The 25918-nt window shown below is 51.1% G+C and carries 20 protein-coding genes and 1 pseudogene; 13 read left to right on the top strand and 8 right to left on the bottom strand.

Annotation, left to right across the window (positions count from 1 at the left end; translation table 11 throughout):
• The first annotated feature begins 27 nt into the window (after window positions 1-27).
• The 12 genes and pseudogenes from UNDYM_RS02315 (at window position 28) to UNDYM_RS02370 (ending at window position 16026) form a co-directional block, all read left to right on the top strand.
• Entirely contained in the window at window positions 28-681 is a 654-nt protein-coding gene (locus tag UNDYM_RS02315; RefSeq protein ID WP_162039584.1) for a type 4a pilus biogenesis protein PilO, read from the top strand.
• The gene (locus UNDYM_RS02320; RefSeq protein WP_162039585.1) at window positions 678-1217 is read left to right on the top strand and encodes a pilus assembly protein PilP; all 540 of its coding nucleotides are present in this window, start codon (window positions 678-680) and stop codon (window positions 1215-1217) included. Before UNDYM_RS02315 ends, UNDYM_RS02320 begins: the two co-directional genes overlap by 4 nt.
• Window positions 1214-3364 carry a type IV pilus secretin PilQ family protein gene (gene pilQ, locus UNDYM_RS02325; protein WP_162039586.1) on the top strand — a complete coding sequence of 717 codons (2151 nt, stop codon included), beginning with the start codon at window positions 1214-1216 and terminating at the stop codon, window positions 3362-3364. The genes UNDYM_RS02320 and pilQ overlap by 4 nt, the downstream gene beginning before the upstream one ends.
• Window positions 3365-3437: 73 nt before the next feature.
• Complete coding sequence (locus UNDYM_RS02330) at window positions 3438-5813, top strand: pilus assembly protein N-terminal domain-containing protein (protein ID WP_162039587.1); 2376 nt, start codon at window positions 3438-3440, stop codon at window positions 5811-5813.
• Between the two features lie 146 nt (window positions 5814-5959).
• Window positions 5960-7612, top strand: coding sequence for a bifunctional shikimate kinase/3-dehydroquinate synthase AroKB (aroKB, locus tag UNDYM_RS02335; protein WP_162044413.1), 1653 nt, complete (start codon window positions 5960-5962; stop codon window positions 7610-7612).
• Between the two features lie 19 nt (window positions 7613-7631).
• The gene (locus tag UNDYM_RS02340; protein ID WP_162039588.1) at window positions 7632-8783 is read left to right on the top strand and encodes a deoxyguanosinetriphosphate triphosphohydrolase; all 1152 of its coding nucleotides are present in this window, start codon (window positions 7632-7634) and stop codon (window positions 8781-8783) included.
• Between the two features lie 142 nt (window positions 8784-8925).
• The gene (locus UNDYM_RS02345) at window positions 8926-9627 is read left to right on the top strand and encodes a DUF4197 domain-containing protein (protein WP_162039589.1); all 702 of its coding nucleotides are present in this window, start codon (window positions 8926-8928) and stop codon (window positions 9625-9627) included.
• A 423-nt stretch (window positions 9628-10050) separates the two neighbouring features.
• Entirely contained in the window at window positions 10051-11208 is a 1158-nt protein-coding gene (locus UNDYM_RS02350) for an ABC transporter substrate-binding protein (protein ID WP_162039590.1), read from the top strand.
• Between the two features lie 151 nt (window positions 11209-11359).
• Window positions 11360-12249: pseudogene (locus tag UNDYM_RS02355) on the top strand (branched-chain amino acid ABC transporter permease).
• A 9-nt stretch (window positions 12250-12258) separates the two neighbouring features.
• Window positions 12259-14208 carry an ATP-binding cassette domain-containing protein gene (locus tag UNDYM_RS02360; RefSeq protein ID WP_162039591.1) on the top strand — a complete coding sequence of 650 codons (1950 nt, stop codon included), beginning with the start codon at window positions 12259-12261 and terminating at the stop codon, window positions 14206-14208.
• Window positions 14209-14218: 10 nt separating this feature from the next.
• Entirely contained in the window at window positions 14219-14947 is a 729-nt protein-coding gene (locus tag UNDYM_RS02365; RefSeq protein ID WP_162039592.1) for an ABC transporter ATP-binding protein, read from the top strand.
• Between the two features lie 128 nt (window positions 14948-15075).
• The gene (locus UNDYM_RS02370) at window positions 15076-16026 is read left to right on the top strand and encodes a S9 family peptidase (RefSeq protein WP_162039593.1); all 951 of its coding nucleotides are present in this window, start codon (window positions 15076-15078) and stop codon (window positions 16024-16026) included.
• Window positions 16027-16502: 476 nt separating this feature from the next.
• On the opposite strand, the gene UNDYM_RS02375 is transcribed toward UNDYM_RS02370, so the two are convergent.
• From UNDYM_RS02375 to UNDYM_RS02410, 8 genes are all read right to left on the bottom strand, one after another.
• Window positions 16503-17597, bottom strand: a complete 1095-nt coding sequence (locus UNDYM_RS02375) for an enoyl-CoA hydratase/isomerase family protein (RefSeq protein ID WP_162039594.1) — start codon at window positions 17595-17597, stop codon at window positions 16503-16505.
• A 698-nt stretch (window positions 17598-18295) separates the two neighbouring features.
• Entirely contained in the window at window positions 18296-18643 is a 348-nt protein-coding gene (gene hpf, locus UNDYM_RS02380; RefSeq protein ID WP_162039595.1) for a ribosome hibernation-promoting factor, HPF/YfiA family, read from the bottom strand.
• A gap of 107 nt (window positions 18644-18750) precedes the next feature.
• Window positions 18751-20241, bottom strand: a complete 1491-nt coding sequence (locus UNDYM_RS02385; RefSeq protein ID WP_162039596.1) for an RNA polymerase factor sigma-54 — start codon at window positions 20239-20241, stop codon at window positions 18751-18753.
• Between the two features lie 11 nt (window positions 20242-20252).
• Entirely contained in the window at window positions 20253-21008 is a 756-nt protein-coding gene (gene lptB, locus UNDYM_RS02390) for an LPS export ABC transporter ATP-binding protein (protein WP_162039597.1), read from the bottom strand.
• 1 nt (window position 21009) lies between these two features.
• Complete coding sequence (locus UNDYM_RS02395) at window positions 21010-21579, bottom strand: LptA/OstA family protein (RefSeq protein ID WP_162039598.1); 570 nt, start codon at window positions 21577-21579, stop codon at window positions 21010-21012.
• Window positions 21580-21593: 14 nt separating this feature from the next.
• Complete coding sequence (lptC, locus tag UNDYM_RS02400) at window positions 21594-22238, bottom strand: LPS export ABC transporter periplasmic protein LptC (protein ID WP_162039599.1); 645 nt, start codon at window positions 22236-22238, stop codon at window positions 21594-21596.
• Window positions 22235-22768, bottom strand: coding sequence for an HAD family hydrolase (locus UNDYM_RS02405; RefSeq protein ID WP_162039600.1), 534 nt, complete (start codon window positions 22766-22768; stop codon window positions 22235-22237). Before UNDYM_RS02405 ends, lptC begins: the two co-directional genes overlap by 4 nt.
• Window positions 22768-23808 carry an SIS domain-containing protein gene (locus UNDYM_RS02410; RefSeq protein ID WP_162039601.1) on the bottom strand — a complete coding sequence of 347 codons (1041 nt, stop codon included), beginning with the start codon at window positions 23806-23808 and terminating at the stop codon, window positions 22768-22770. The genes UNDYM_RS02405 and UNDYM_RS02410 overlap by 1 nt, the downstream gene beginning before the upstream one ends.
• A gap of 113 nt (window positions 23809-23921) precedes the next feature.
• Here UNDYM_RS02410 and UNDYM_RS02415 point away from each other — a divergent pair, with 113 nt between their 5' ends.
• Window positions 23922-25904 carry a monovalent cation:proton antiporter family protein gene (locus tag UNDYM_RS02415; protein WP_162039602.1) on the top strand — a complete coding sequence of 661 codons (1983 nt, stop codon included), beginning with the start codon at window positions 23922-23924 and terminating at the stop codon, window positions 25902-25904.
• Window positions 25905-25918: the final 14 nt, after the last annotated feature.

A 25918-nucleotide genomic window follows, 5' to 3' on the forward strand; every position in this document is an offset into this window, starting at 1 on the left:
TTTATGCAATGCAACGGAAGATTGTAAATGGCGATTAATCTGAATGAAGTTGGCCAGTCTTTAAGCGCCCAATTTCAAGGCTTGAATGGACTGCACCCTGGCTTGTGGCCAGTTGCACCCCGCATGGCGTCTGCTTTAGGCGTCTTGATTGTGGTAGTTGCACTGGGTTGGTATGTTCAATGGGATGGCCAGATGACGGCCATAGAAACAGGTCAGGCTGAAGAGGTCAAGCTTCGGGGCGAATACAAGCAAAAACTGCAGCAGGCGATTAACCTGGATGCCTTGAAAGAGCAACGCAAGCTGGTTCAGCAATATGTTGCCACCATGGAGAAGCAATTGCCTAGCCAGGCAGAAATGGCGGCTTTGCTGGCCGATATTAATCAGGCCGGTCAGGGACGCGGATTGGCGTTTGACTCTTTTGTACCAGGCTTGCCAGCAGTCAAGGATTACTATGCCGAACTGCCGATTGCCATCAAGATTCAGGGCAATTATCACGATCTTGGACAATTTGTAGCTGACATCGCGAAATTGCCAAGGATCGTCACCTTGAATAATCTGAATATTACCCGCGCTACGGATGGCAATCTGACGCTCGATGTGACGGCCAAGACATTCCGCTATTTGAACAGGGATGAAGTTCTTGATCAGGCTGAGAAGAAGAAGAAGGAGCCTAAAAAATGAAGAACATCGTCATTAAGCCGACGCTTTGTTTATTCCTGGCGCTTTCCTTATCTGCTTGCGGCGATAACCAGGAAACAGAATTGCGTGCCTGGATGGCCGCAGAAAAAAGTCAGGCAAAAGCAGTGATTCCCAAAATCAGTCCTCCCAAGGTTTATGTTCCATTTGCCTACGGCGGTAAAGAAAGTATTGAGCCCTTTGATCCCGCCAAATTGCTCGCCGTGCTGGCACGCCTGAAAGCAGAATCAAGCAATGGTCTCAAGCCTGACCTGACCAGACCAAGGGAAGCGCTGGAGTCGTTTCCCATGGATAGTCTGAAGATGGTGGGTACGATAGAAAAAAACAAGCTGGTTTATGCCCTCGTGCAAGTAGACAAGACTGTGTATCAAGCCAAACTGGGATCTTATCTGGGCCAGAATTTTGGAATGATTACAAAAATTTCGGAGAATGAAATCGAAATCAAGGAAACAGTTCAGGATGCGGCGGGTGATTGGACTGAGCGGCAATCCAAGTTAGAGTTGCAGGAGGCAAAGAAATGAATGCGTTGATAAATACAAGTATAAGGGGCGCCAAATTGGTTAAATTTATTTTATTTGCGTTGCTTGGTTTTTGCAGTGCTGCTTTTGCGCAGACAAACTCGATAGAGTCACTGACAGCCAACCAGCAGGGTGCAAACATTATCGTCAAGATCACCTTGAAAAAACCATTGGAAAAACTTCCTTTGGGTTTTGCTATTGCCAATCCATCCCGTATCGCCATTGATTTCGCAGATGTCAGCAATAACACCGGCAAAACTACCTTCGATATGAACATGGGTGACTTGCGGGTGATTAACCTGATTGAAGCAACCGGACGTTCGCGCCTGATTTTTAATCTCAACAAATCCTTGAATTACGCAACTGCAATCGATGGTAATTCCCTCGTTGTTACGATTGATGCTTCTGGTGGTGTTGCAACTGCAGTTAATTCCCAGGGCTTGCCAGTTAATGTGCAACCAGCCGTTGTTGGAAAGCGCGCCTTGCGTGATATCGATTTTCGTCGTGGTGCCGCAGGTGAAGGCCGTGTAGTCATCGATTTGCCGCTGGATCAGGTTGCCGTCGATATCCGTCAGCAAGGACAAAAAATTGTTGTTGATTTCCTCAAGGTCAGTTTGCCTGAATCTCTGCGCCGCCGTCTTGATGTGGCTGACTATGGTTCTCCAGTGCAATTGATTACAACGACACCAAGCGGTGAAAATGTCCGCATGGTGATTGAGCCTACCGGATTGTGGGAGCACAGTGCTTATCAAAGCGATACCCAGTTTGTAATTGAAGTCAAACCCATCAAGGAAGACCCAAACAAATTGACGCAAGGTACCCAGGGTTACCGTGGTGAGCGCTTGTCCTTCAATTTCCAGAATATTGAAATCCGTGCCATTTTGCAAATCATTGCAGAGGTCAGCAGCCTCAATATTATTGCCAGTGATACAGTGAATGGAACGATCACCTTGCGCCTGAAAGACGTGCCATGGGATCAGGCACTCGATATCATCATGCAGTCCAAGGGACTGGATATGCGCAAAAATGGTTCTGTGATCTGGATCGCGCCAAAAGAAGAGTTATTGACCAAAGAAAAACTCGAACTTGAGCAAAAAGCACAGATCGCTGAACTGGAACCCGTAAAAACCGAATCTTTCCAGCTCAATTATCAAAAGGTCGAAGCATTTAAACAGGTTTTTGGTGTTGATGGTGCAAGTACAAACCGCATACTTTCCAAGCGTGGTAGTGCAGTCATTGAGCCACGTACCAATCAGCTGTTTGTTACCGATATTCCTTCCAAACTGGAAGAAGTGCGCAAGCTGATCGCCAAAACCGATATCGCTTCAAGACAGGTATTGATAGAGGCACGTATAGTCGAGGCCGATGATAAATTCAGTAAAAATCTTGGTGCCAAACTGGGCTTTGCTGACTTGCGTGGTATTTCCGGTGGTAACACTGGTTATCAAGTGGCAGGAAATCAAAGGGTAGCATTGACAGGTAATTATCTTGGTGTCGGTGAGCAAACGGGTCAGGCAAAAATTACTGAACAAAGCTTTATTCCTAATACGCAATTCGTCAGTCTGCCTGCTTCTGGTATTAATGGTCTGAACCCAGGAAGTCTGGCTGTCAGTTTGTTCTCATCAGCTGCGAATCGTTTCCTGAATTTGGAATTGTCAGCGCTGGAAGCCGATGGCAAGGGTAAAATAGTGTCAAGTCCACGCGTTGTGACTGCAGACCAGTTGAAAGCATCGATAGAGCAAGGTACAGAACTGCCATATCAAGTGGCTACTTCCAGCGGCGCTACTTCCATTTTCTTCCGTAAGGCAACTTTGCGACTGGAAGTGACTCCACAAATTACGCCTGATGGGAATGTCATCCTGGATGTTGATGTTCATAAAGATAGTGTTGGCCAGGAAACCAGGGCCGGTTTTGCGATTGATACCAAGGAGGTGAAAACCATCGTTCTGGTAGAAAATGGCGGCACGGTAGTCCTCGGTGGTATCTTCCAGCAAACTGAGCGTGATAGTGTGACAAAAGTACCGTTCTTTGGCGATCTTCCATTGTTTGGCAATTTGTTTAAAACCACTGGCCGCACGAATGACAAAACTGAATTGCTGATTTTTATTACTCCCAAGATTGTTGCTGAGAAATTTAGCAACAAACAATAAAGAGTTCTGGGCTTGTGATGTGTGTCATAGAATGGCAACCGATTTTCTGAATTCGTAAAAATATAGGTGTTTCATGATGAAGTATATACGCGGTTTATTCGCACTGATCTTACTGATAGGCCTCACGGCCTGTGGCGGTGGAGGTGGCTCTGCTGGTAATACCAGTAATGGCGCCAAGGTGTTCACTACAGCACCTGACAAACTCACTTTGAGTCCCGGTGCTACGCAAACCTTTACCGTAGGTGGCGGTGTACCTGGCTATTCTGCCAGCAGCAGCAATGGCGCTGCCATAGTGACGCTAAACGGTAGTACTCTTACTATCAAGGGCGGCGGCGGCGGTTCTGCTACAGTTACAGTCAAGGACGCTGCCGGTGTTGCAGTAACCATCGAAGTCACGATAGGTTCAGGGCTGGATCTGTTCACCACTGCACCTGAAACGGTAACTGTTCCCGTAGGCGGACAGTCAGCTGAATACACCATAGGCGGCGGTAGCCTGGTCTATGAAGTGGCGTCCAGTGACAATTCCATTGCCAATGTGGTTTTCTCCGGAAATCGTTTCATCATTGTTGGTACGACAGGTGGTAAGGCAGACGTCACAGTGCGTGACTCCATAGGTGGCAAGGTATTGATCAAGGTTACCGTAGGCTCGGTCGATGCACTGTTCTCTACCGCAGGTACTGACATCAACGTTGGCGTCAATGCCGCTGTTACTTATACGGTAGGCGGTGGTAATGGTCCTTACAGTGTGGGCAGCAGCAACACAGCAGTTGTAACAGCGAATATTTCTGGCAATAAACTGACTGTCACCGGTACTGGTGTAGGTACGGCCAACATTATTCTCCGCGATGCGACTTCTGGTAATGTCACCATCAAGGTGACGGTAGGTTCAACAGCCGACCTGTTCACTTCTGCACCTGCAGTACTGACAGTTGGCATTGGTACATCCAGCCCGACATTCACTATTGGTGGTGGTAGTCAGGTCTATACCGTCACCAGTGGTAACACTCAGATTGCAGGTGTCGGTATTAATGGCAATAAATTTACCATTAGTGGTGTTTCTGCCGGTAAAACATCCGTCATCGTTAAAGATAGCCTGGGTCACAATGTAATAATTGACGTTACCATTGGTTCTGGTGCCGATTTCTATACGACTGCTCCGGGCGATATTACCCTGACTGCCAATGGCACCGGTACTTATGTCATGGGTGGCGGTAGTGCTCCTTACACGGCCACGAGCAGCAATACCTCAGTTGTTACTGCATCGGCTTCGGGAAATAATCTGACATTGACTGGTGTTGGATCGGGCAAGGCTGTAGTTATCTTGCGTGATGCAGCAGGCAAAACAATTTCAATTAATGTCACTTTGGGTTCAGGCAACGCCAACTCTATTTTCACAACTGCACCTGGCGCAGTGACGATCGCTGTCGGTTCCAGCCCTGCTTATCAAATTGGTGGTGGTTCTGCACCATATTCGATCAGCAGCAGCAATACTGCGATTGCAACAGTCACTCTTAGCGGCTCCAGCTTCACAATTACCGGCGTTGCAACCGGTTCCGCAAATGTCATCGTAAAAGATGCGGCGGGCAACCCTGTCACGATTGCTGTCAGCGTTGGCACAGGTGCGACTGTGGCCTTGTTTAGCACTGCTCCTCTGGCAATTTCTCTGGCACCAGGTGCAGCACCGACGTATGCCGTAGGTGGCGGTACAGCACCTTACTTCGCGACTAGTAGTGACACACGTGTTGCGACTGCAGTAATTTCTGGCAGCACGATGACAATTACGGCTGTTGCCGCTGGTACTGCATCAGTCAGGCTGGTTGATAGCGTTGGCGCTCCTATCGTAATTGCGGTGACGGTTGTAACTGGTCAAAACGCGAACCTGTCAGTGTTGCCAATCTCCATTACTGGCAATGTAGGGGATACAGTCGCTATCACAATTTCTGGTGGCAGCGCGCCTTATACGACAGTCTCAACCAGTCCAACAAATGTGTCGGTTGTCAGTGGCGCAACTCTGAATAGTGCTGGAACAGTGACGGTTGCTCTGCTCAATGTTGGACGTACTACCAGTCTTACAGTGACAGATGCGCAAGGCACTGTTTTCACAGTACCAGTGGTTGTCAATGCAGTGTCTGCCGCTCTGGGTGTAAATCCAGTAGATTGGAGCATCAATGAAACCAACAATAGTGTCATCGCATTGACTATCTCCGGCGGCACTCTTCCATTCCAAGTATTTACTAACAATACGGTGTTGAGTAGTGTTGCGGGTACAAATCCTGATCCTTTGAATCCGCTCTCGTTTAATGGCCGTACCGTCAATGTAAGTCTGGGTACTCAGGCAACACGTTGTGTAGCTGCTGATACTCCAGTCGTTATTACCATCAAAGACAGTAATAATGCTACTGTGACGAGCACGATGAGAATCTTGAATCTGACCACTGGTGGCTGTTAATATCTGGTGAGAGCAAGAAACACTGATAAACTTAGTTTATTTGCTTAGAACCGGAAATACTCTCCTGGGCGGTAAAGCCTAGGAGAGGTCAGCAAAAGTAACAAGCCAGGTAAACAGTTTTGAAGAACATTTTTCTCGTAGGCCTGATGGGCTCCGGCAAAACCACGGTTGGCCGGGCCCTGGCAAAAAAACTCAATAAGCGTTTTATTGATTCTGATCACGAAATTGAGGCACGAACGGGTGTCTCGATTCCCGTGATTTTTGAGATTGAAGGCGAGGCTAGTTTTCGACAGCGGGAAGCGGATGTGATCCGTGACCTGACTGGGCAAGAAAATATAGTCCTGGCTACAGGTGGTGGTGCCGTGTTGAATGCAGAGAGCCGTCAATATCTGCATGAACGCGGCATTGTCATTTATTTGCGGGCAGGTATACACAGCATTCTGCAGCGTACCCGTCACGACAAGAACCGTCCTCTTTTGCGCACTGCAGACCCGCGCAAGAAACTCGAAGAGCTGGAATCCCAGCGTGCTCCCCTCTACCAGGAAGTTGCCCATATCAGCATTGAGACCGGCAGGCCCAATGTACAATTCTTGGTGCAAACCGTCCTGGACAAATTAGCGCAGGAAAAATTATTCGACATTCCTGAAGCCCTACTCAGCAATCACAAAACAACTATGTCAGCAGAAAGCTCCGCCAGCAGCAGTAGTACCACCAACACCACGCTCCTGAATGTGGATCTGGGTGAACGCAGTTACCCCATTGCCATTGGTAGCTCCCTGCTATCAGACAGCCAGTTCCTGCAATCGAAAATCAAGGGCAAGAAAACTGTCATCGTCACCAATACTGTTGTCGCCCCTCTTTATCTTGCCACGCTGGAAGCTGCCTTGCGCGCCGCTGGCAAGGAAGTATTGTCGGTGGTATTGCCTGATGGCGAAGAGCAAAAAAACTGGGCCAGCCTGATGCTGATCTTTGATGCCCTGCTCGAGCATAAGTGCGACAGAAAAACCACCTTGCTGGCATTAGGCGGTGGCGTTATCGGGGACATGACAGGCTTTGCCGCCTCTGCTTATATGCGCGGTGTGCCTTTCGTACAAATCCCGACCACCTTGTTGTCCCAGGTGGATTCATCCGTAGGTGGCAAGACCGGTATCAACCACCCTCTGGGCAAGAACATGATAGGGGCGTTTTACCAGCCCGAGGTGGTGATTGCTGATATAGGCAGCCTGCAAAGCCTGCCCGACAATGAACTCTCCGCTGGTCTGGCCGAAGTCATCAAGCATGGTGCGATTATCGATCCCGTGTTCTTTGACTGGATAGAAGCCAATATGCCAGCCCTGCGTGCCAAGGACCCCAAGGCACTCACGCATGCGATTTTGCGCTCCTGTGAAATCAAGGCAGATATCGTGCGCCAGGACGAGCGAGAAGGCGGCTTGCGCGCCATCCTGAATTTTGGTCACACCTTTGGCCATGCTATAGAATCTGGCCTGGGCTATGGCAAGTGGCTGCATGGCGAAGCGGTAGGTTGTGGCATGGTCATGGCCGCTGATTTATCTTGCCGCCTGGGCTATATCGACTACGTGACCAAAACCCGTATCAAGCAGGTAGTGGAAGCAGCTGGCCTGCCAAGTGTCGCCCCTGATCTGGGGGAAGACCGCTGGCTGGAACTCATGGAAGTCGACAAGAAAAATGAAGGCGGTAAAATCAAATTCATCCTCTTGAAACCTCTGGGCCAGGCGCACATTACCACAGTACCCAAAGAGATTTTGCTGGAAACCCTGCGTAGCTGCATCACCAGTTAGGTATCATCAGTTAACAAACATGTTCACCGACGCCCACCTCGCTCCCTATGCTGCACAATCGGCCAGCTCGCGAGGGCGGCGTTACTCTGAAGAATCATCTTCCTCACGCAGCGAATACCAGCGTGACCGTGACCGTATTATTCATAGCACTGCCTTTCGCCGCCTCGAATACAAGACCCAGGTTTTCGTCAACCACGAAGGTGACCTGTTCCGCAATCGTCTGACACATAGCCTGGAAGTAGCCCAGATAGGCCGCTCGATAGCCCGCAACCTGCGCCTTAATGAAGATCTGGTCGAGGCAATTTCACTCGCGCATGATCTTGGTCATACTCCCTTTGGTCACGCGGGCCAGGATGCCCTGAATGCCTGCATGAAGCCCTTTGGCGGCTTTGAACATAATCTACAAAGTCTGCGTGTGGTTGATGAGCTGGAAGAGCGCTATGGCGCTTTTGATGGCCTTAACCTCACGTATGAAACCCGCGAAGGCATACTCAAGCACTGCTCCATCACCAATGCCAGGTTGCTGGGTGATGTAGGGCAGCGCTTTATCGATAAAAAAAGGCCAACGCTGGAAGCCCAGCTCACCAACCTGGCTGATTCCATCGCCTACAACAATCATGATATTGACGACGGCCTGCGCTCAGGTCTCCTACTGGAGTCGCAGATGCTGCAAGTTGATATCTATGCGCGCCACCGGGCGATTGTTGATGCCATCTATCCCGGCATCAGTGGCCGCCGCGGTATTGCAGAGACCATAAGGCGCATGATCAACACCCTCATTGTCGATTTGATACAGACCTCAGCAGAGAAAATCAGTGACTGCAAACCGGGCTCGGTCAATGATGTGCGTAACATGGAAAGAATGATTGGCTTTTCAGACTCCATGTATAAAGAAGCTGAGACTCTGAAGCAATTCCTGTTTGACAACCTGTACCGCCATTACCAGGTCAATCGGATGACCTTCAAGGCCAGGCGCACTATCACCGGTTTATTTACAGCCCTGCATGCCCAGCCCAATTTGCTGCCGCCGGATTATCAACAAAGCCGAACCGGAAGTGAGGAGCAGGACCAGCATTTGCAAGCCCGTAAAATTGCTGACTACATCGCTGGCATGACAGACCGTTATGCCATGCGCGAACACCGCCGTCTGTATATGGTGGATGAGCTTTAGGACTTCCTGGAACAAGGCTTCCCACTGCTGGAGTTTACAAATTTTCAGCGGCGAGTTTTGAAAGTGACATAATTTGTACTTTCAATATCAGGATATGGACTGTGCATTGTATAGAATACACATTCTTTATCAGGAGGAAACTATGCCATCCATTTCAGCTTCATTCGCCCGTCTGCTCCTCGCCAGCAGCATGCTCATTGCCACGGCTAGCGCACACGCCATCTCTTTTGCTGACCTCAGCAACCAGGATGCCAGCACAGGATTGAAAGCCGCACTCGACAAGGGCTCCGCTGCTGCAGTCGGCAAGCTTGGCGTCGAAGGTGGCTTCCTGAATAATGACAAGGTCAAGATACAACTGCCTTCCATCCTCGAAAAAGCCCGTCCGATTTTGCAGATGACAGGCAAGGGTCAGCAACTTGATGAACTGGTTGTCTCCATGAACCGCGCCGCAGAAGCTGCCGTACCCATGGCCAAGCCCCTGTTGGTGAATGCCGTCAAATCCATGACGCTGACGGATGCAAAAAATATCCTCACTGGGGGAGAAACTTCAGTTACAGATTTCTTCAGGGAAAAAACTTCTGCACCTTTAAGTGAAAAATTTCTGCCCATGGTCAAGGGTGTGACTGACAAGGCTGGCCTGTCGGCCAAATACAATGGCATCATGGGGCAAGTGCAAAAATTCGGCGCAGTGTCAAAGCAAGAGGCAACGGTGGAAGGCTATGTCACTCAAAAAGCCATGGACGCCTTGTTCCTGATGATCGCAGAAGAAGAAAAATCCATACGGCAGGATCCATTGGGTGCTGGCAGCAAGGCCATCAGCAAAGTATTCAGCCTGCTTAAATGAGCGTGCGTCAGTAAACAGACATAAAAGTGTACATAAGCTGGCCGGGCAAGGAGTTTGCCTGGTCAGCAATCCAGGTACAGGCAAAGTTTTTGCGGTATTTTTTGTTGCAGTGTTGTCGTAAATTCCCACACCTGCGGCAGTTAAGGTGAAAATCTTTCATCGAAAGCTTGAAAGAGTTTCCCTCGGTCACAAATCATTTCCCCATTTTTGCATTACGAGGAAGCCGCAATTATTCTGAAAACCCACGCTGTACAAGGCTTTGCGCCCTCTATGGGTAGCCCGCACCTGGAGGTAATGCGCAGTTTGCGTAGTTTTACTTAAGTAGAATGGAGCCTGAGATTTTTCCGATTTCCTGTTAATTTATAGCCGTAATTCATGAATTTAATTTTTTGAAGTACTCACATAAAAAATCAGGAGACAAAGATGTCATATAAAGTCAAAACCCTAGTCGCGTCCATCGTTCTCGGCCTGGCCGCTGCCAGCAATGCAGCAGAGCCTATCAAGATCGGCGTTGCCGGTCCTTTCACTGGCGGTTCCGCCCCCATGGGTGTATCCATGCGTGATGGCGTCAAACTCGCCGTCAGTGAAATCAATGCCAAAGGTGGTGTGCTGGGCAGGCAGTTGCAACTGGTCGAGCGTGATGATGAAGCAAAAAATGAACGCGGCGTACAGGTAGCACAAGAGCTCATCAATAAAGAAAAAGTAGTCGCTACTGTCGGTTATATCAATACCGGTGTGGCACTGGCTTCCCAGCGTTTTTACCAGGAAGCAAAAATCCCTGTCCTCAACAATGTGGCGACAGGCAGTGTGGTGACCAAGCAATTTGTGGCGCCTGAACACAAGGACAATTACATCTTCCGCACAGCAGCCAATGACACCATACAATCCGCCATGATTGTGGATGAAGCTGTCGTCAAAAATAAATTCACCAAGGTCGCCATCCTGGCTGACTCGACCAACTATGGTCAACTGGGTCGTGAAGATCTGGAAAAAACTCTGGGTGCCAAAGGCATCAAACCTGTCGCCGTAGAAAAATTCAATATCAAGGATGTCGACATGACACCCCAGTTGTTGAAGGCCAAACAGGGTGGTGCACAAGCCGTGTTGACTTACGGTATCGGCCCTGAGCTGGCCCAAATCGCCAACGGTATGGAAAAACTGGGCTGGAAAGTACCTATCATCGGCAGCTGGACTTTGTCCATGGGCAACTTCCTCGACAATGCCGGTAAAAACGGCGATGGCGCGACCATGCCGCAAACCTTCATTCAGGACCCTAATACGCCAAAACGCAAAGCCTTTATCGAAGCCTATCAAAAGGCTTACAAGGTAGACCGCATGCCTTCCGCCGTGTCTGCTGCACAGGGCTATGATTCCATTTACCTGCTGGCAGCAGCCATCAAGCAGGCCGGTGGTACGGACGGTGTCAAAGTGCGCGAAGCACTGGAAAACCTGAATGAAAAAGTCGAAGGCGTGATCACCACCTATAACAAGCCTTTTACGCATGATGATCATGAGGCTATCAAACCTGGCATGCCTGTCATGGGCCTGGCCAAAGGTGGCCAGATCGTCCAGGCTAAGTAAAAGACAGGGCATGACAACAGTCACAGCCCTCAATTAGCCCCGGGCTCAGCCATCCGCAAGTGGCTGGGCTTGTTATTCAGACAGACAACTCCCATGCCTCGCCAATATCCCTTGGTGAGCCTGGCGGGTTGCCACTCCACGGGTGAAAAAAATGGAAATACTACTTCAGCTCGTCTTCAGCGGCATTGCCCTGGGGATGATTTATGCTGTCATCGCATTCGGCTATCAACTCACATTCGCGACTTCAGGCACACTCAATTTCGGCCAGGGTGAAGCCCTGATGCTGGGGCCCTGGTAGGCCTGAGCGTGGTTGGCAATGTACATGGTGGCCCGTATATGAACTATTGGCTCATGATACCAATAGTACTGATCTTTGGCGGCCTGCAAGGCATGGTCGTTGAATGGATAGGCGTGCGCCCTGCCATCAAGATCAAGTCCGAATTTGGCTGGATCATGTCCACCATCGCGCTCGCCATTATCTTTAAAAACGTCGCAGAAAATATCTGGGGCAAGGATGACCTGACCTTCCCGTCACCATTGTCTGCCGCACCTTTCCAGGTATTTGGCGCAAATGTCCAGGCCATGCAAGTCGTGGTGGTCATCGGTGCGCTGGCGATGATGCTGGCGGTTGAATTCTTCAACCGCAAATCCATTTACGGCAAGGCCGTTGTCGCAACCTCGAATGACAGGGATGCGGCTGGCCTCATGGGCATCAATACCAGCATGGTCATCACGTTCTCGTATGCGCTGTCATCTGCCACTGCTGCTTTTGCTGGTGTACTGGTAGCACCACTGACACTGACCGGTGCCACCATGGGCTCGGCACTGGGTTTAAAAGCCTTTGCCGTGGCGATTATCGGTGGCCTGACTTCTGGCGTCGGTGCCATCGTCGGCGGCCTGATTTTGGGGATTGCTGAAACCCTGACTGGCTTCTACATCTCCACCGGCTACAAGGAAGTGCCGGGCCTGGTCCTGTTGCTGCTGGTGCTGGCCGTCAAACCTGCCGGTTTGTTTGGCAAAGCTGCCATCAAGAAAGTGTGAGGCAGGAATATGAATAAGCAGACTTTAGTTTCTTCGGTACTGGGTATAGCCGCACTGGCGCTGATGCCATTGGTCGTACACAATCCTTACTACCTGCATCTGGCAGAGACCATACTGATCTACGCCATCCTCCTGTTTGGCCTGGACATCGTGGTTGGTTATACCGGCCAGGTGTCACTCGGCCATGCCGGTTTGTTTGGCATAGGCTCGTATACGACGGGTGTACTGGTGTTCAAGCTCGGCATGTCGGTATTTGTCGCCATCCCTTGCAGTATCGCTGTCACCGCCGTATTCGGTGCCTTGCTGGCCCTGCCTGCCTTGCGCGTGACCGGGCCTTACCTCGCCATGGTGACACTGGCCTTTGGTACCATCATCCAGATCCTCATCAATGAAATGAGTTTTCTGACTGAAGGGCCGATGGGCATCAAACTGACCAAGCCGGTCATTTTTGGACAAAAGCTCGGTGAGGTAGGTTTTTTCTATGTTGTTGCCATCATGCTGGTGCTGTCCTTGATCGTGGTTCACCGCATCTTGCGCTCTCACTATGGCCGTGCTTTCCAGGCCTTGCGTGACAGCCCGATCGCATCTGACTGCATGGGTGTCTCTGTCTATAAATACAAAGTGATTGCCTTCGTCATCAGTGCCGCACTGGCTGGCCTGGCAGGTAGCCTGTATGCGTATTCCGAAGAATATATTTCGCCGAATACCTACAACTTTGAACTGACCATCATGTTCCTGCTGGCCGTCATCATGGGTGGGCGCAAGACACGTACCGGCTCATTGCTGGGTGCATTGATAGTCGTCATGTTGCCATCGCTGCTGGCTGATATAGAACTGTTCCGCAAGATTGCAACCGTCGCTGCTGTGATCGCCGTGCTTGCCGGTGGTGCTGCCATCGCCAAGAAACGCAAAACTGTCAGAGAGCTCATGGTTCCCGTCGGTGCGACCGTGGCTATGGCCCTGTTCTCTTACAAACTGGAAAACATTACCGACTGGCGTCTGACCATCTTTGGCCTGATGACCTTGTTCGTCGTGTATTACCTGCAGGATGGTATCGTCGGCTTCGTCAACAGTTTGCTGGGCAAGGGGCAGCAACACCTGGTCGTCAATATGGAAAGCGCAGAGAAAAATGCAGGCAACGCCATTGTCAATGCCAGCGATACCCGCGTTGGTGTCTTGCTGACCGGCCGGAAAATTCTCATGCAATTCGGTGGCCTGAAAGCGCTGAACCAGGTTGATCTGCAAATCAACAAAGGCACGGTACATGGTTTGATCGGCCCTAACGGTTCCGGTAAAAGTACCATGATGAATGTGTTGACTGGCATCTACCAGCCTACCGATGGTGTGGTGGAGTTTGGTGGTAAAGTCATCTCAGGTAGCACGCCATCCGCCATTGCTTTAGGTGGGGTGGCACGTACTTTCCAGAACGTGCAATTGTTTGGGGAGATGACGGCAACAGAAAACATCCTGGTGGGCTTGCACAGCACCTTCCGCAGCAATGTGGGCGATGCCATGCTGCATACGCCACGCTATCTGCGCGAAGAACGGTTGGCAAGAGCGCGTGCCGCCAGCATCCTGCAATTTGTCGGCCTGGCTGATCTCGCCAACGAAGAGGCGCGCAATCTGCCTTACGGTAAGCAACGCTTGCTCGAAATTGGTCGCGCACTCGGTCTCAATCCGCAACTGTTGCTGCTCGATGAACCTGCTGCTGGTTTGACAGCGCCCGACATCAAGGACCTGATCGCCATCATACGCAAGATACGTGAACATGGCATCACCATCATCCTCATTGAGCATCACATGGATGTGGTCATGTCGATTTGCGATACCGTGACTGTGCTGGATTTTGGTCAGAAAATTGCAGAGGGCAAACCGGCAGCCGTACAGGCCGACCCCAAAGTGATAGAAGCCTATCTCGGTGGCAGCGTAGCTGATGCCCCTGAAGTTACCCCAGCCTGAGGAGAATGCAATGTTAACTATTTCAAATCTGCATGCAGCCTATGGCAAAGTCGAAGTCTTGCATGGTATTTCCATGGAAGTGCCCAAGGGTAAAGTCGTGACACTGATAGGTTCCAACGGTGCTGGCAAGACCACCACCATGCGTGCTATCTCCGGCATGTTGAAACCCAAAGAAGGTACGGTGACACTGGCCGGTAAAGATGTCACCGGCCTCGACTCACACAAGATCGCCAGGGCCGGTCTTGCACATTCGCCAGAAGGCCGGCGCGTGTTTGCCACCATGTCGGTGACCGATAATCTCTTGCTCGGTGCTTTCCCGCGTTTCACCCGCAGCCGTCCGCGTGGTGACATAGAAAGTGATCTGCAAAAAGCCATGGAGTTGTTCCCGCGCTTGAAAGAACGCAAGAACCAGCTGGCTGGTACCTTGTCTGGCGGTGAACAGCAAATGCTGGCGATGGCGCGCGCGGTCATGCTCAACCCTGACGTGGTCTTGCTGGATGAGCCTTCCATGGGCCTGGCACCTATTCTGGTCGATGAAGTCTTCCGTATCATCGTACGTCTGAAAGAGCAGGGCACGACCATGCTGCTGGTGGAGCAGTTTGCGGCGGCTGCCTTAGCCGTGGCTGACTATGGTTATGTGCTGGAAAATGGCAGGATATCTGTGCATGGTCCTGCAGCCAGCTTGCAGAATGATCCGGCAGTCAAGGCGGCTTATCTGGGTGGTGGTGCGCAGCACTGATAGTAGTGCATACGCAGGTTTATGTACGGTCAGGGAATGGGGAGCTTGCTCCCCATTTGCATTTTTATCGCAATGCTGGCAGGGCTGTGATATTTTCTTGATTTTTTCCAGGTAAATCACGCATGCCCATGCACATCAATTCCTTTCCTTCGTTCGTCCGCCACATTGTTTTGGCTTCCATCACACTCTTTTGTGCTTCCGCGATAGCGGCACCTGTGCTGCAAGAACACAGCATAAAAATCGATGGCAAGCAAAGGCGCTATTATCATTTATCTGATACGGCTGCGACTACATCTGGCCATCCTGTATTGCTGGTCAGCGGTTCTGGATGCGATGATTTTGCAATTCGTTTGCCCATGTTTTTTGAACGCTATCCCGGAGCGGTCAATGTCTATTACCTGGAAAAACCTGGCGTTGCCAAAAATGCCGATGGCAGCAAGTGCTCCGCAGAGTTCCAGGCAGCAGATCAGCTTGATAAGCGATTGTCAGATCATTTGAAGTTCTTGGCGCTGCAGCCTGAGCTTCAAAAAATGCCTGCACGGTCTATTGCAGTTTTAGGCTTTTCTGAAGGCGGAGCTGTCGCTCCTTATATTGCCAGGGACAGTCATAAAATAGGCTGGCTGGCGACCGCAGGAAGTGGTGGTTTGCCGCAGAGTGAAGAATTTCTGATCTTTGCAGACCGTGGCGTGGAACCTTATGCAAAACCGTTTTCGCGTGACTATTTTTTACACATCTATGCAGACATCAAGAAAGACGGCAAGAGCCTCAAGAAAGAGTTTTTTGGCCACCCCTATGCCTATTGGTCAGGTCACCTGTTTAATGATCCTTTGAGCGTGTATGCGAACCTGGGCATTCCCATGGTGGCCGCAATGGGTGAGAAGGATGAGAGTGTGCCGATAGAATCAGGGCGTGCATTGCGGGATTACTTTTTGAAGTATCCGGAAAAAGATTTTCAGTTCGTGGAATTTCCGGGTGCCAGTCATGGCTTGAAGACTGCAGAGAGAAATGGGGCGCAGGAATTTGTTGCGCGTTTGGCGGGGTGGTTTAAGGGGGATAAGAAGGCGTTTGAGTTGAAGTGATACGCGCTTATCAGAGGCGGCCAGCTTTTAAATTTACGGCACACATAATGACGTCATTCCTGCGTGCTTTTGGCAGGAATCCAGTGGCGTTCGTGGCATATCTTAAAGTGTATTAACTTCAGATTCTTATTGTTTTACGAACCTGTTTTTCAAATATGTTTACACGTCATTTAAGATTGCCGGTCGGGGTAGCCCGACAGCTACATACCTTTCTTGCGTCGCCAAGAAAGGTATGCCAAAGAAGGCGACCCAGGCGTAGCCGCCCCTAAAGGGGTTCCCGTTTGTGCAGTACAAAAAATGGGAAATGCCCGAAACTCGCCTGCGGCTCAAACAACGGTCATTTCTTTTTCCATTTTCTGTACCGCACAAACGGCGGCTACACATGGGAACTGCAAAATCAAAAACAACGTCACCACGACCTTAGTTCAATTTTTTTTGCTGCGATTGTTCAAAGGTCTGATTAGTCATTCTTCAACTCACCCTTCCAAATACCGCAAAGGATGCGCATGAGCAGGCCATGCTTCTGCAAAGAATCCTGTCACTTGTTCGGCGGTTACTCCCGCCAAAGTTGCAGGTGACCAGCGTGGTGTATTGTCTTTGTCTACCACCAGGGCACGTACACCTTCCAGCACTTCACCATGTTTGAAGCAATGGCGTACCATGTTTCTTTCCATGCGCAGGCAGGCTGATACTGTCATGTCTTTACTGCGGCGCAGTTGTTCCAGTGTGACTGACATCAGCAGAGGTGAACGTTTTTGCATGGTGGCCAGGGTTTGCTGGGCGAATTCGTTGTTGCTTTGCTGCAGTCTTTCACAGATGCTAGTGACGCTATTGCCTGTGAATATCTCGTTGATGGACGCATGTTGCGATGCCAGTTTGCTGGTATCTGGTTTTGCCTGGTCTGCAAAAGTTGCCGCGAAATCGCGTATCGCCACGCGCAAATCAGTGGCTGTGCTTTCACTGATTAAATTCATCAGTGCCGGTATTTCTGCAGTAGGTATATAGACATCCGCCAGACCTGCATAAATGGCGTCAGCGGCGGTGATGATATCGCCAGTCAATCCAAGGTAAGTACCAATTTCACCCGCAGTGCGAGACAGGAAATAACCGCCACCTACGTCAGGGAACAGGCCGATGTTCACTTCCGGCATCGCCATCTTGGTACGCTCGGTGACGATGCGCAAACGGCAATCTGGCCCTGCCTGGGCGATACCCATGCCACCACCCATGACGACGCCATTCATTAGCGCGATATAGGGTTTTGGGTAGAAATGGATTAAATGATTTAAGGCATATTCCTCGGTGAAAAAATCTTCCAGCAGGGCGGAGTCACCTTTGGGTGTGGCAGTGCCAACGTCATAGAAAAAACGGATATCCCCACCGGCACAAAATGCCTTCTCGCTGCTGCTGTGGATAAACACCGCCCGCACGCTTTGATCATTATGCCAGGCCAGCAAGGTCGCTGTCAGTGCTCTTACCATATCGAGTGACAGCGAGTTCAGCGCTTTGGGTCTGTCGAGGGTGATATAGCCTATATTGTTCTTGACGGAGGTAAGTACAAATTCGCTCATGGTGGTTGACTATGCAGGGTAGGGGATGAAGCTGCTATTTTAACTTTGTCAGACGAGGGCGTCACGGGGTGTATATGTTTATGAGGAAATAGAGTAAACGCATCATGCTCGTTGCCGTTGCCGTTGCCGTTGCCGTTGCCGTTGCCGTTGCCGTTGCCGTTGAATTTTGGGGTTGCTTTTGACTTTCCGCAGTTCCCATGTGTAGCCGCCATTTGTGCAGTACAGAAAATGGAAAAAGAAGAGCCGCTGTTTGAGCGAAGCGAGTTTCGGATCTTCCCATTTTTTGTACTGCACAAATGGGCACCCCGAAGGGGCGGCTGCGCCTGGGTCGCCTTTCTTTGAATACTTACTTTGGCGACGCAAAGAAAGTATTTCGGCTGCCGGGCCGGGACCCGGCTTGTATCCACGGAGGGCAATCGCTTCAGTCAAAGCGCCACTTGCAATAAGCACCTCGGCATATAACGAACGTCGCTGGATTCCAGCTAAAAGCACGCTGGAATGACGTTAATATAAATGCCGTGAATCAACTAACTCGCAGCTTGTTAAGCAGCGTATGTGACAAACGACAATAAAAGTAAATTATTTATTTTAAATGTCAGAAACTAGACCTACAAAAAACCATGCACCCAACAAAAAGGACGCCTTCTAGCGTCCTTGTTTTGGATGTCCACAACCCTGTTCGGGTAAGGACTGGGGTCTTATGAAGCCGATGCCGGATCAGGTATGTGCTTGATGGCGTCGTGCTGATGGTCTTGAATTTTATCTTTATGCTTGATGACCTGACGATCAAGTTTATCTACCAGTGCATCAATGGCTGCATACAGATCATGCGCCAGACTTTCAACGTGGATATCTTTACCGCTAATATGCAAATTAATGTCAGCTTTGTGTCGTTTTTCCTTTTCCCGGAGCTTGTCCACCGTCAGGATGACGGCGATATCAATGACCTGGTCGAAATGCCGCCTGATACGTTCTAGTTTGGTATGTACATATTCACGAATTGCAGGAGTTACTTCGACGTGGTGTCCACTGATGGTGAGATTCATACTGTGCTCCTATAGTGATGTTGCTTGCTATTACGATACGCTCTCAGCATTTATTAGCCTTGAGCTAAATCATATATAGCAATTCAAACCGTGATTACAAGGACTGCTTACAAAGATTTACGCAAACTCACTGGGGGGATTTTGAGGGCTTCACGGTATTTGGCAACTGTCCGTCGGGCAATTACCATGCCCTGTTCACCCAGCATGTCTGCAATTTTGCTATCAGAGAGTGGGCTTTTCTGGTCTTCTGCTCCTATCAACTGCTTGATGAGTGCACGTATCGCGGTGGAAGAAGCTTCACCCCCTGTTTCCGTCGCGACATGGCTGCCGAAAAAGTACTTCAACTCAAACATGCCATGTGGGGTCAACATGTATTTTTGGGTTGTTACACGTGAGATAGTGCTCTCGTGTAATCCTAGTGTATCAGCAATTTCGCGCAAAACAAGGGGGCGCATTGCAACAGCACCGTGGGTGAAAAAATTGCGTTGCCTTTCGACTATCGCTTGTGCAACGCGCAATATAGTCTCAAAACGTTGCCGCATATTCTTGATCAGCCAGCGTGCTTCCTGCAATTGTGCGCCCATGCCAGCTTCGCCACGGTTTTGCTTCATGATGTTGGCATACATGCTGCTTACCCGCAGCCTGGGCATGACATCCTGATTCAGCATGACTTGCCAGCCGTTACCGGATTTTCTGACGATCACATCAGGTACGACATAGTCAGATTCATCAGCAGCAAAGGCCAGGCCGGGGCGTGGTTTGCACAGGCGAATGACAGTTTGTGCATCGCGCAAATCTTCATCGTCGCAGTCGAAGATTTTCTTGAGTTTGGTGAAATCTCTTTGTGCAAATAAAGTCAGTTGCGTTTCAACAATTTGCAATGCCAGTCTGCGTGTGACGAAAGCAACTTTTGGTAAACGCCTGATTTGCAAGGCCAGGCATTCAGACGGGCTGCGCGCACCGACACCTGCGGGATCAAAGCTTTGCAGCATGTTCAGCGCAAACGCCAGTTCTTCTGGTTCTACGCACAGTTCCAGTGGCAAACTGGCATGTATTTCATCTAATGTTTCGGTCAGGTAACCGTTATTGTCGAGCGCATCGATCATCAGCTCGACCAGGGCACGGTCACGCGGTTCGCGCAGGTTCAGGCGCATCTGTTCCAGCAAGTGTTCACGCAGGGTGATATGGGCTGCACCGAGCTGGGGGCGGCCATCTTCATCATCGCCAGACTTGCTGCCATGCTGCACATCATCAAAGCCCCAGTCTTCTTCGCTGGAGGTGGTGCTGTCATTGCTGATGACGGTTTCTGCATCAGCGGCAGCCGGTTCTGCTGACTTGTCACTGTCTTCTCTTGCTGCCGGTGCTTCCATGCCGGCATCGGCAGAAGTACTGCTGGTATTGATGGCACCGTCGGCCAGCAGGCGTACGGCGTGATCGAGGGGATCATCGACGCGTTCCAGCATGGGATTATCGGTCAGCAGCGTCTCCAGCTCCTGATGCAATTCCAAAGTGGATAACTGCAATAATCGTATCGATTGCTGCAATTGCGGCGTTAAGGCCAGATGTTGTGAGGTACGTAGTTGCAGGCTTTGTTTCATGATGATTCCCGTCACATCCGGAAGTGTTCTCCGAGATAAACGCGACGTACAGATTCATTTTGTATGATGTCGTCAGGCTTGCCGCTGGCAAGTACCGCGCCCTGGTTGATGATATAGGCGTGATCGCAGATGCCCAGGGTTTCGCGCACATTATGGTCGGTGATCAGCACACCGATGCCGCGCTCCTTGAGGAAGCGCACGATGCGCTGGATTTCAATGACGGCGATAGGATCAACACCGGCAAAGGGCTCATCCAGCAAGACAAAGCGAGGATTGGTCGCCAGTGCACGGGCAATTTCGACGCGGCGGCGTTCACCACCTGACAGTGACAGCGCCTGGCTTTCACGTATTTTTTCTATCTGCAAGTCTGCCAGCAGAGCGTTGAGCCTTTGCTCAATTTTTTTGGCACCGAGATATTTGCCTTCACTGTCTTTTTGCAATTCGAGTACGGCACGGATATTGTCTTCCACCGTCAGCTTGCGAAATACCGAAGCTTCCTGTGGCAGGTAAGACAAGCCCAGTACGGCGCGCTCATGGATAGGCAGTTGCGAGATATTCACGTCATCAATCGTGATATCACCAGCGTCGGAAGGTACCAGGCCAACGATCATGTAAAACGAGGTGGTCTTGCCTGCGCCATTCGGCCCCAGCAAACCCACCACCTCGCCACTTTTCAATAGCAGGGAAACATCGCGTACCACCTGGCGCGCGCCATAGCGCTTTTGCAAGCCCTTGACAAGCAAGGTGCTGCTTGACTGTGCTGTCATCTTATTTAGCCTGTTTTTCTGGTTTTGGTTGCAAGGTGATGGTGATATTGCCTGAGCCATCTACATGCTGGCCACTGGTTGAATTCGTGCCAACAAATACGTCATTCTTGCTGTCGTAAGACAGGTATTCACCTTCCTGTTCCTGGGTGACGCGCTTGCCTTCGAGGTAGCGTACCTTGGCCTTGGAAATGAATTTGACGATTTCTGTACTCTGGTTGTATTCAGCACGGTCAGCTTCGCCATCTACCCACAGATCAGGGCCACCATCGCGTTTCTGGCGGAAGGTGACTTTGCGGCCACCGCCACCTGTCAGAACAACAAACTGATCACCATTCGGGGCTTCGGTCACGACAGCACTCTCAGAAGTGACGGTCAGGGTGCCACGCACCAGGGACACACCCTTGGATAATCTGCTGACGCTGGCTTTGCCATCACTGATGCCATAACCGGCTTTGATGATGGTCTCTTTATTACTGTCGGCTTTTTCTGCATTCGCAGAAACACAGGCCAGGCCCAGGCAGGCCAGGCTGATCAAGCGTGTGACGCTAAATGATGTTTTGATCATGTGCATATTCGCTTTCTTGCTTATTTAGTCCCGGTTTTGGGAGCAGGTTCACGTTTCTTGAGTTGAATGTAAACCTTGCTCAGCAATTCCAGGCCTTGGGTTGAATTATTGGCAATCATGCCAGTTGCAGTTGAATGCAGTTTGCCAGTCGTAATTGAAACCGGTTTGTCGGTTTTAACGATGTCTTCGTCCGGCAAGAGCAAAAGATAATCAGACTCCACACGCACAAATTGTGAACTCAGGCCCTCAGGTCTCTCCATGCTGACATTGTCATGCAAGTGAACCTCATCATGCTCGCGCTTGGGTGTGGTCAGTGAAGATTTTTGCGATACAACGGCGAGTTCAGCACGCAGGTGCAGGGGAGGCCTGCCCTGATCAAAGCTGTTGATCTGCGGATGCTTGATTTCTATATTGTCAGTCCGCGGCAAATGCACCAGGCTGTCACCGGTGATATGGTAATTGGCCTTGCCATTGTTAGACAGCCGGATGAAATTGAATTTCTCGACATAGTAATCCGGTGCTGACCTGGCAGAAGTACGGCTTTGCTCATCATCGGCATGGCGACGTATGACTTCCATGACCCAGATGGTGCCCATGGTGATCACGCCCAGCAGGATCACGGCCAGCCAGATGCGGAAGCGGTCTATGGTCATTTGGGGTTTCATGTCAGATATGCTTGTAAAGCCTGTTCATATTTGCCCTGAGCACGCAGGATGAAGTCGCAGACGTCGCGCGCAGCACCCTGGCCGCCACTGGCCCTGGTGATGTACTGCACACGTTGTTGTACTTCAGCATGGGCATTTGGTACGCTGGCTGCAAAGCCAACCCTGGTCAGTATCGGTAAATCAATCACGTCGTCACCGATAAAGCCGCAGTGTTCAGCAGGGATATCCAGCTTCGCCAGCAGTTCAAGAAATGCACTTTTCTTGTCATGGATACCCTGGCTGACATGGCTGATGCCAAGATCAGCCGCACGCTTGCTGACGATGGCCGATTGCCGCGCACTGATGATGGCCGTGATAATGCCGGCCTGCTGCAAGAGCTTGATGCCTTGCCCATCCAGCACATTAAAGCATTTCATCATTTCGCCGTCTGGCCCAAAGTACAGGCTGCCATCAGTCAGTATGCCATCGACATCAAAAATCATGAGCCGGACTTTGCTGGCTCTTTCTACAGAATCTACAGAATTATTCATCAGATCACCTTGGCCCTGGTCAGGTCATGGATATGCAAGGCACCCACCAGCTTGCCGCTATCGTCAGCGACCAGCAACTGGTTGATGCGGTAAGTTTCCATGACTTCGACGGCTTCGACAGCCAATTGTTCCGGGCGTATGCGGCGTGGCGCGTGGTTCATGACATCGGCAATGCGCAACTGGGTAAAGTCACGCGTGCCATCCATCAGGCGGCGCAAGTCACCATCGGTGAAGATGCCCAGCACATGCTGCTGCTCATCCACTACAGCGGTCATCGCCATGCCTTTTTTGGTGATTTCGAGCAGCGCAGTTTTCAGGCTGGTTTCCGGCCCTACCTGGGGTATGGCCTCATCAACACGCATGACATCCCTGACGTGGGTCAGCAGACGGCGACCAAGCGAGCCACCAGGGTGCGAACGGGCAAAGTCTTCTTCTCTAAAGCCACGCGCATCCAGTACCGCCACCGCCAGTGCATCGCCCAGCGCCAGCGTCACTGTGGTGCTGGCAGTCGGTGCCAGGTTCAGCGGGCAGGCTTCCTTATCCACATGCAGGTTCAGGTGGATATCAGCCAGCTTGCCGAGGCTGGATTCCGGGTTGCCTGTCATGGCAATCAGCTTCACACCGAGGCGCTTGATGATGGGCAGGATGGACATCAGCTCAGACGCTTCGCCAGAATACGAGATCGCAATAAACACATCTTGCGAAGTGACCATGCCCAGATCGCCATGCGCAGCCTCAGCCGGATGGACAAAAAACGAGGGCGTGCCAGTCGAGGCGAAGGTTGCCGCAATCTTGCGCGCAATATGGCCAGATTTGCCTATGCCAGAAACCACGACACGACCGTGGCATGCCAACAACATGCTGACCGCCTGCGCAAAGCCTGCCGCATCGCCATTACCCAGGCGTTTTTGCAGGGCAAACAGGGCATCGGCCTCGATTTGCAGGGTCTCGCGAGCCAGTTTCAGGGCGCGTTGTGCTGCGACAGCCGGGTCTGTCGGTGCTTGTTGTTTAAAAGTTAAAGGTGCATTCAGTTCATTCATGCCAGAAGTATAAACGAAATCCGCAAAGCAAAAACTTTGCCAGTTGTAACGTAATGAATTATGTTTGCCCAAAAGCAGGATGACAAGGCGATAAATCGGCAATAATAGACGACATGACAGGACTGGACACCACACTTTTATTGCTGGCTGCTGCCGTATTGGGCGTGGTCGCATTCCGTATGTTGCAACTGCCGCCCATGCTGGGGTATCTGGTGGTTGGCATCTTCGTAGGTCCGCACGGTTTTGGCATGGCAGAAGATAGTGCCGTGACCCATGAACTGGCCGAATTTGGCGTGGTCTTCCTGATGTTTTCGATAGGGCTGGAGTTCTCGCTGTCCAAACTCATGGCCATGCGCAAGGCTGTATTTGGCCTGGGGATGGCGCAGGTACTGGTCACGATACTGACCAGCATGGTATTTGGCTGGATAGCCAGCCGCTGGCTGCCTGGCATGTTCCAGATCAGTTGGGAAGCCTCATTCGCCCTTGGTGGCGCGCTGGCCATGTCTTCCACCGCCATCGTCTCCAAAATGCTGACGGAAAGGCTGGAGCTCGAAAGCCTGCATGGCAGGCAAATCATCAGCGTGTTGCTGTTTCAGGATCTGGCTGTGGTGCCTTTGCTGATCCTGGTTCCGGCATTGGCGTCAAAATCACCGGATCTTGGCAAAACCCTGGCACTGGCGAGTGGCAAGGCGGCGGTGGTGCTGGTATTGCTGCTGGTGGTCGGGCAAAAACTCATGCGTACCTGGTTCCACATCGTGGTCAAGCGGCGCTCGCAAGAGTTGTTCATGCTCAATCTCTTGTTTATTACGCTGGGCGCGGCCTGGCTGACTGAGAAAGCTGGTTTGTCGATGGCGCTGGGTGCTTTTGTTGCCGGCATGCTGATCTCGGAGACTGAATACCGCCATCAGGTGGAAGAGGACATCAAGCCCTTCCGCGACGTTTTGCTGGGGCTGTTCTTTATTACTGTCGGCATGCTGCTCAATGTGCGGCTGGTGTATGAGCAATTCTGGCTGGTGCTGTTGTTGCTGACCGGGCCTGTCCTGTTGAAACTGGTATTGATCGCGGCGCTGGCCAGGGCATTTGGCAATTCCACCAGTGTTGCCTTGCGTACTGGTCTGGGTCTGGCGCAGGCCGGTGAATTCGGATTCGTTTTGTTGAATCAGGCAGGTGGCTTGCAACTGGTAGACCCCATGCTGGTGCAATTGATTTTGGCGTCGATGGTGATTTCCATGCTGATCTCTCCCTTCATCCTGTCCAAATCTGATGCTATCGTCATGAAGTTCTCTGCCAATGAATGGATGATGCAGTCGCTGGCACTGACCCAGATTGCGGCCCGCACCATGACCACCAGGAAGCATGTGATCATTGCCGGTTTTGGCCGTAGCGGCCAGAGTCTGGCGCGTATCCTGGCAGAAGAAAATATCGATTACCATGCCCTTGATCTTGACCCTGACCGCGTGCGGGAAGCGCAGACTGCCGGTGCCAATGTCTCGTATGGCGATGCGGCACGTCGTGAAAGCCTGCTGGCTGCGGGCGTCAACCGCGCCTCGGCATTGGTGGTGACTTACACCAGCACTGCATCCGCGCTCAAGGTTTTGCATTTCGTCAATGAGATGAACCCCAGCCTGCCTGTTATTGTGCGCAGTCATGATGATGTCGATCTTGATAAACTCAGGACCGCCGGGGCTACGGAAGTCGTACCAGAGCTCATGGAAGGCAGCCTGATGCTGGCCTCGCATGCCCTGGTCATGCTCGGTGTACCCTTGCGCCGCGTGGTGCACCGGGTGCAGGCTGCCAGGGATGCACGCTATGAATCTCTGCGTGGCTTCTTCCATGGTGCCAGTGATGCTGCCGATAGCCCGGAAAACATGCAGATACGTCTGCATACCGTCATCCTGACCGAGCGTGCCAAGGCGATAGGCCAGCATTTGCCAGACTTGAAGCTCGAAGAGCTGGAGGTCGATATACATACTGTGCGCCGTGGCAAAGCCAGGCTGGCACAGCTGGAGGACATTGTTTTACAGAATGGCGACGTGGTTGTTGTCAGGGGAACTTCCGAAGCAGTCGCTAGAGCAGAGCAGCGGCTGTTAAAATAGCGGGTTATTTTAAA

It is taken from the genome of Undibacterium sp. YM2 (assembly GCF_009937975.1).
Lineage (GTDB): Bacteria > Pseudomonadota > Gammaproteobacteria > Burkholderiales > Burkholderiaceae_D > Undibacterium.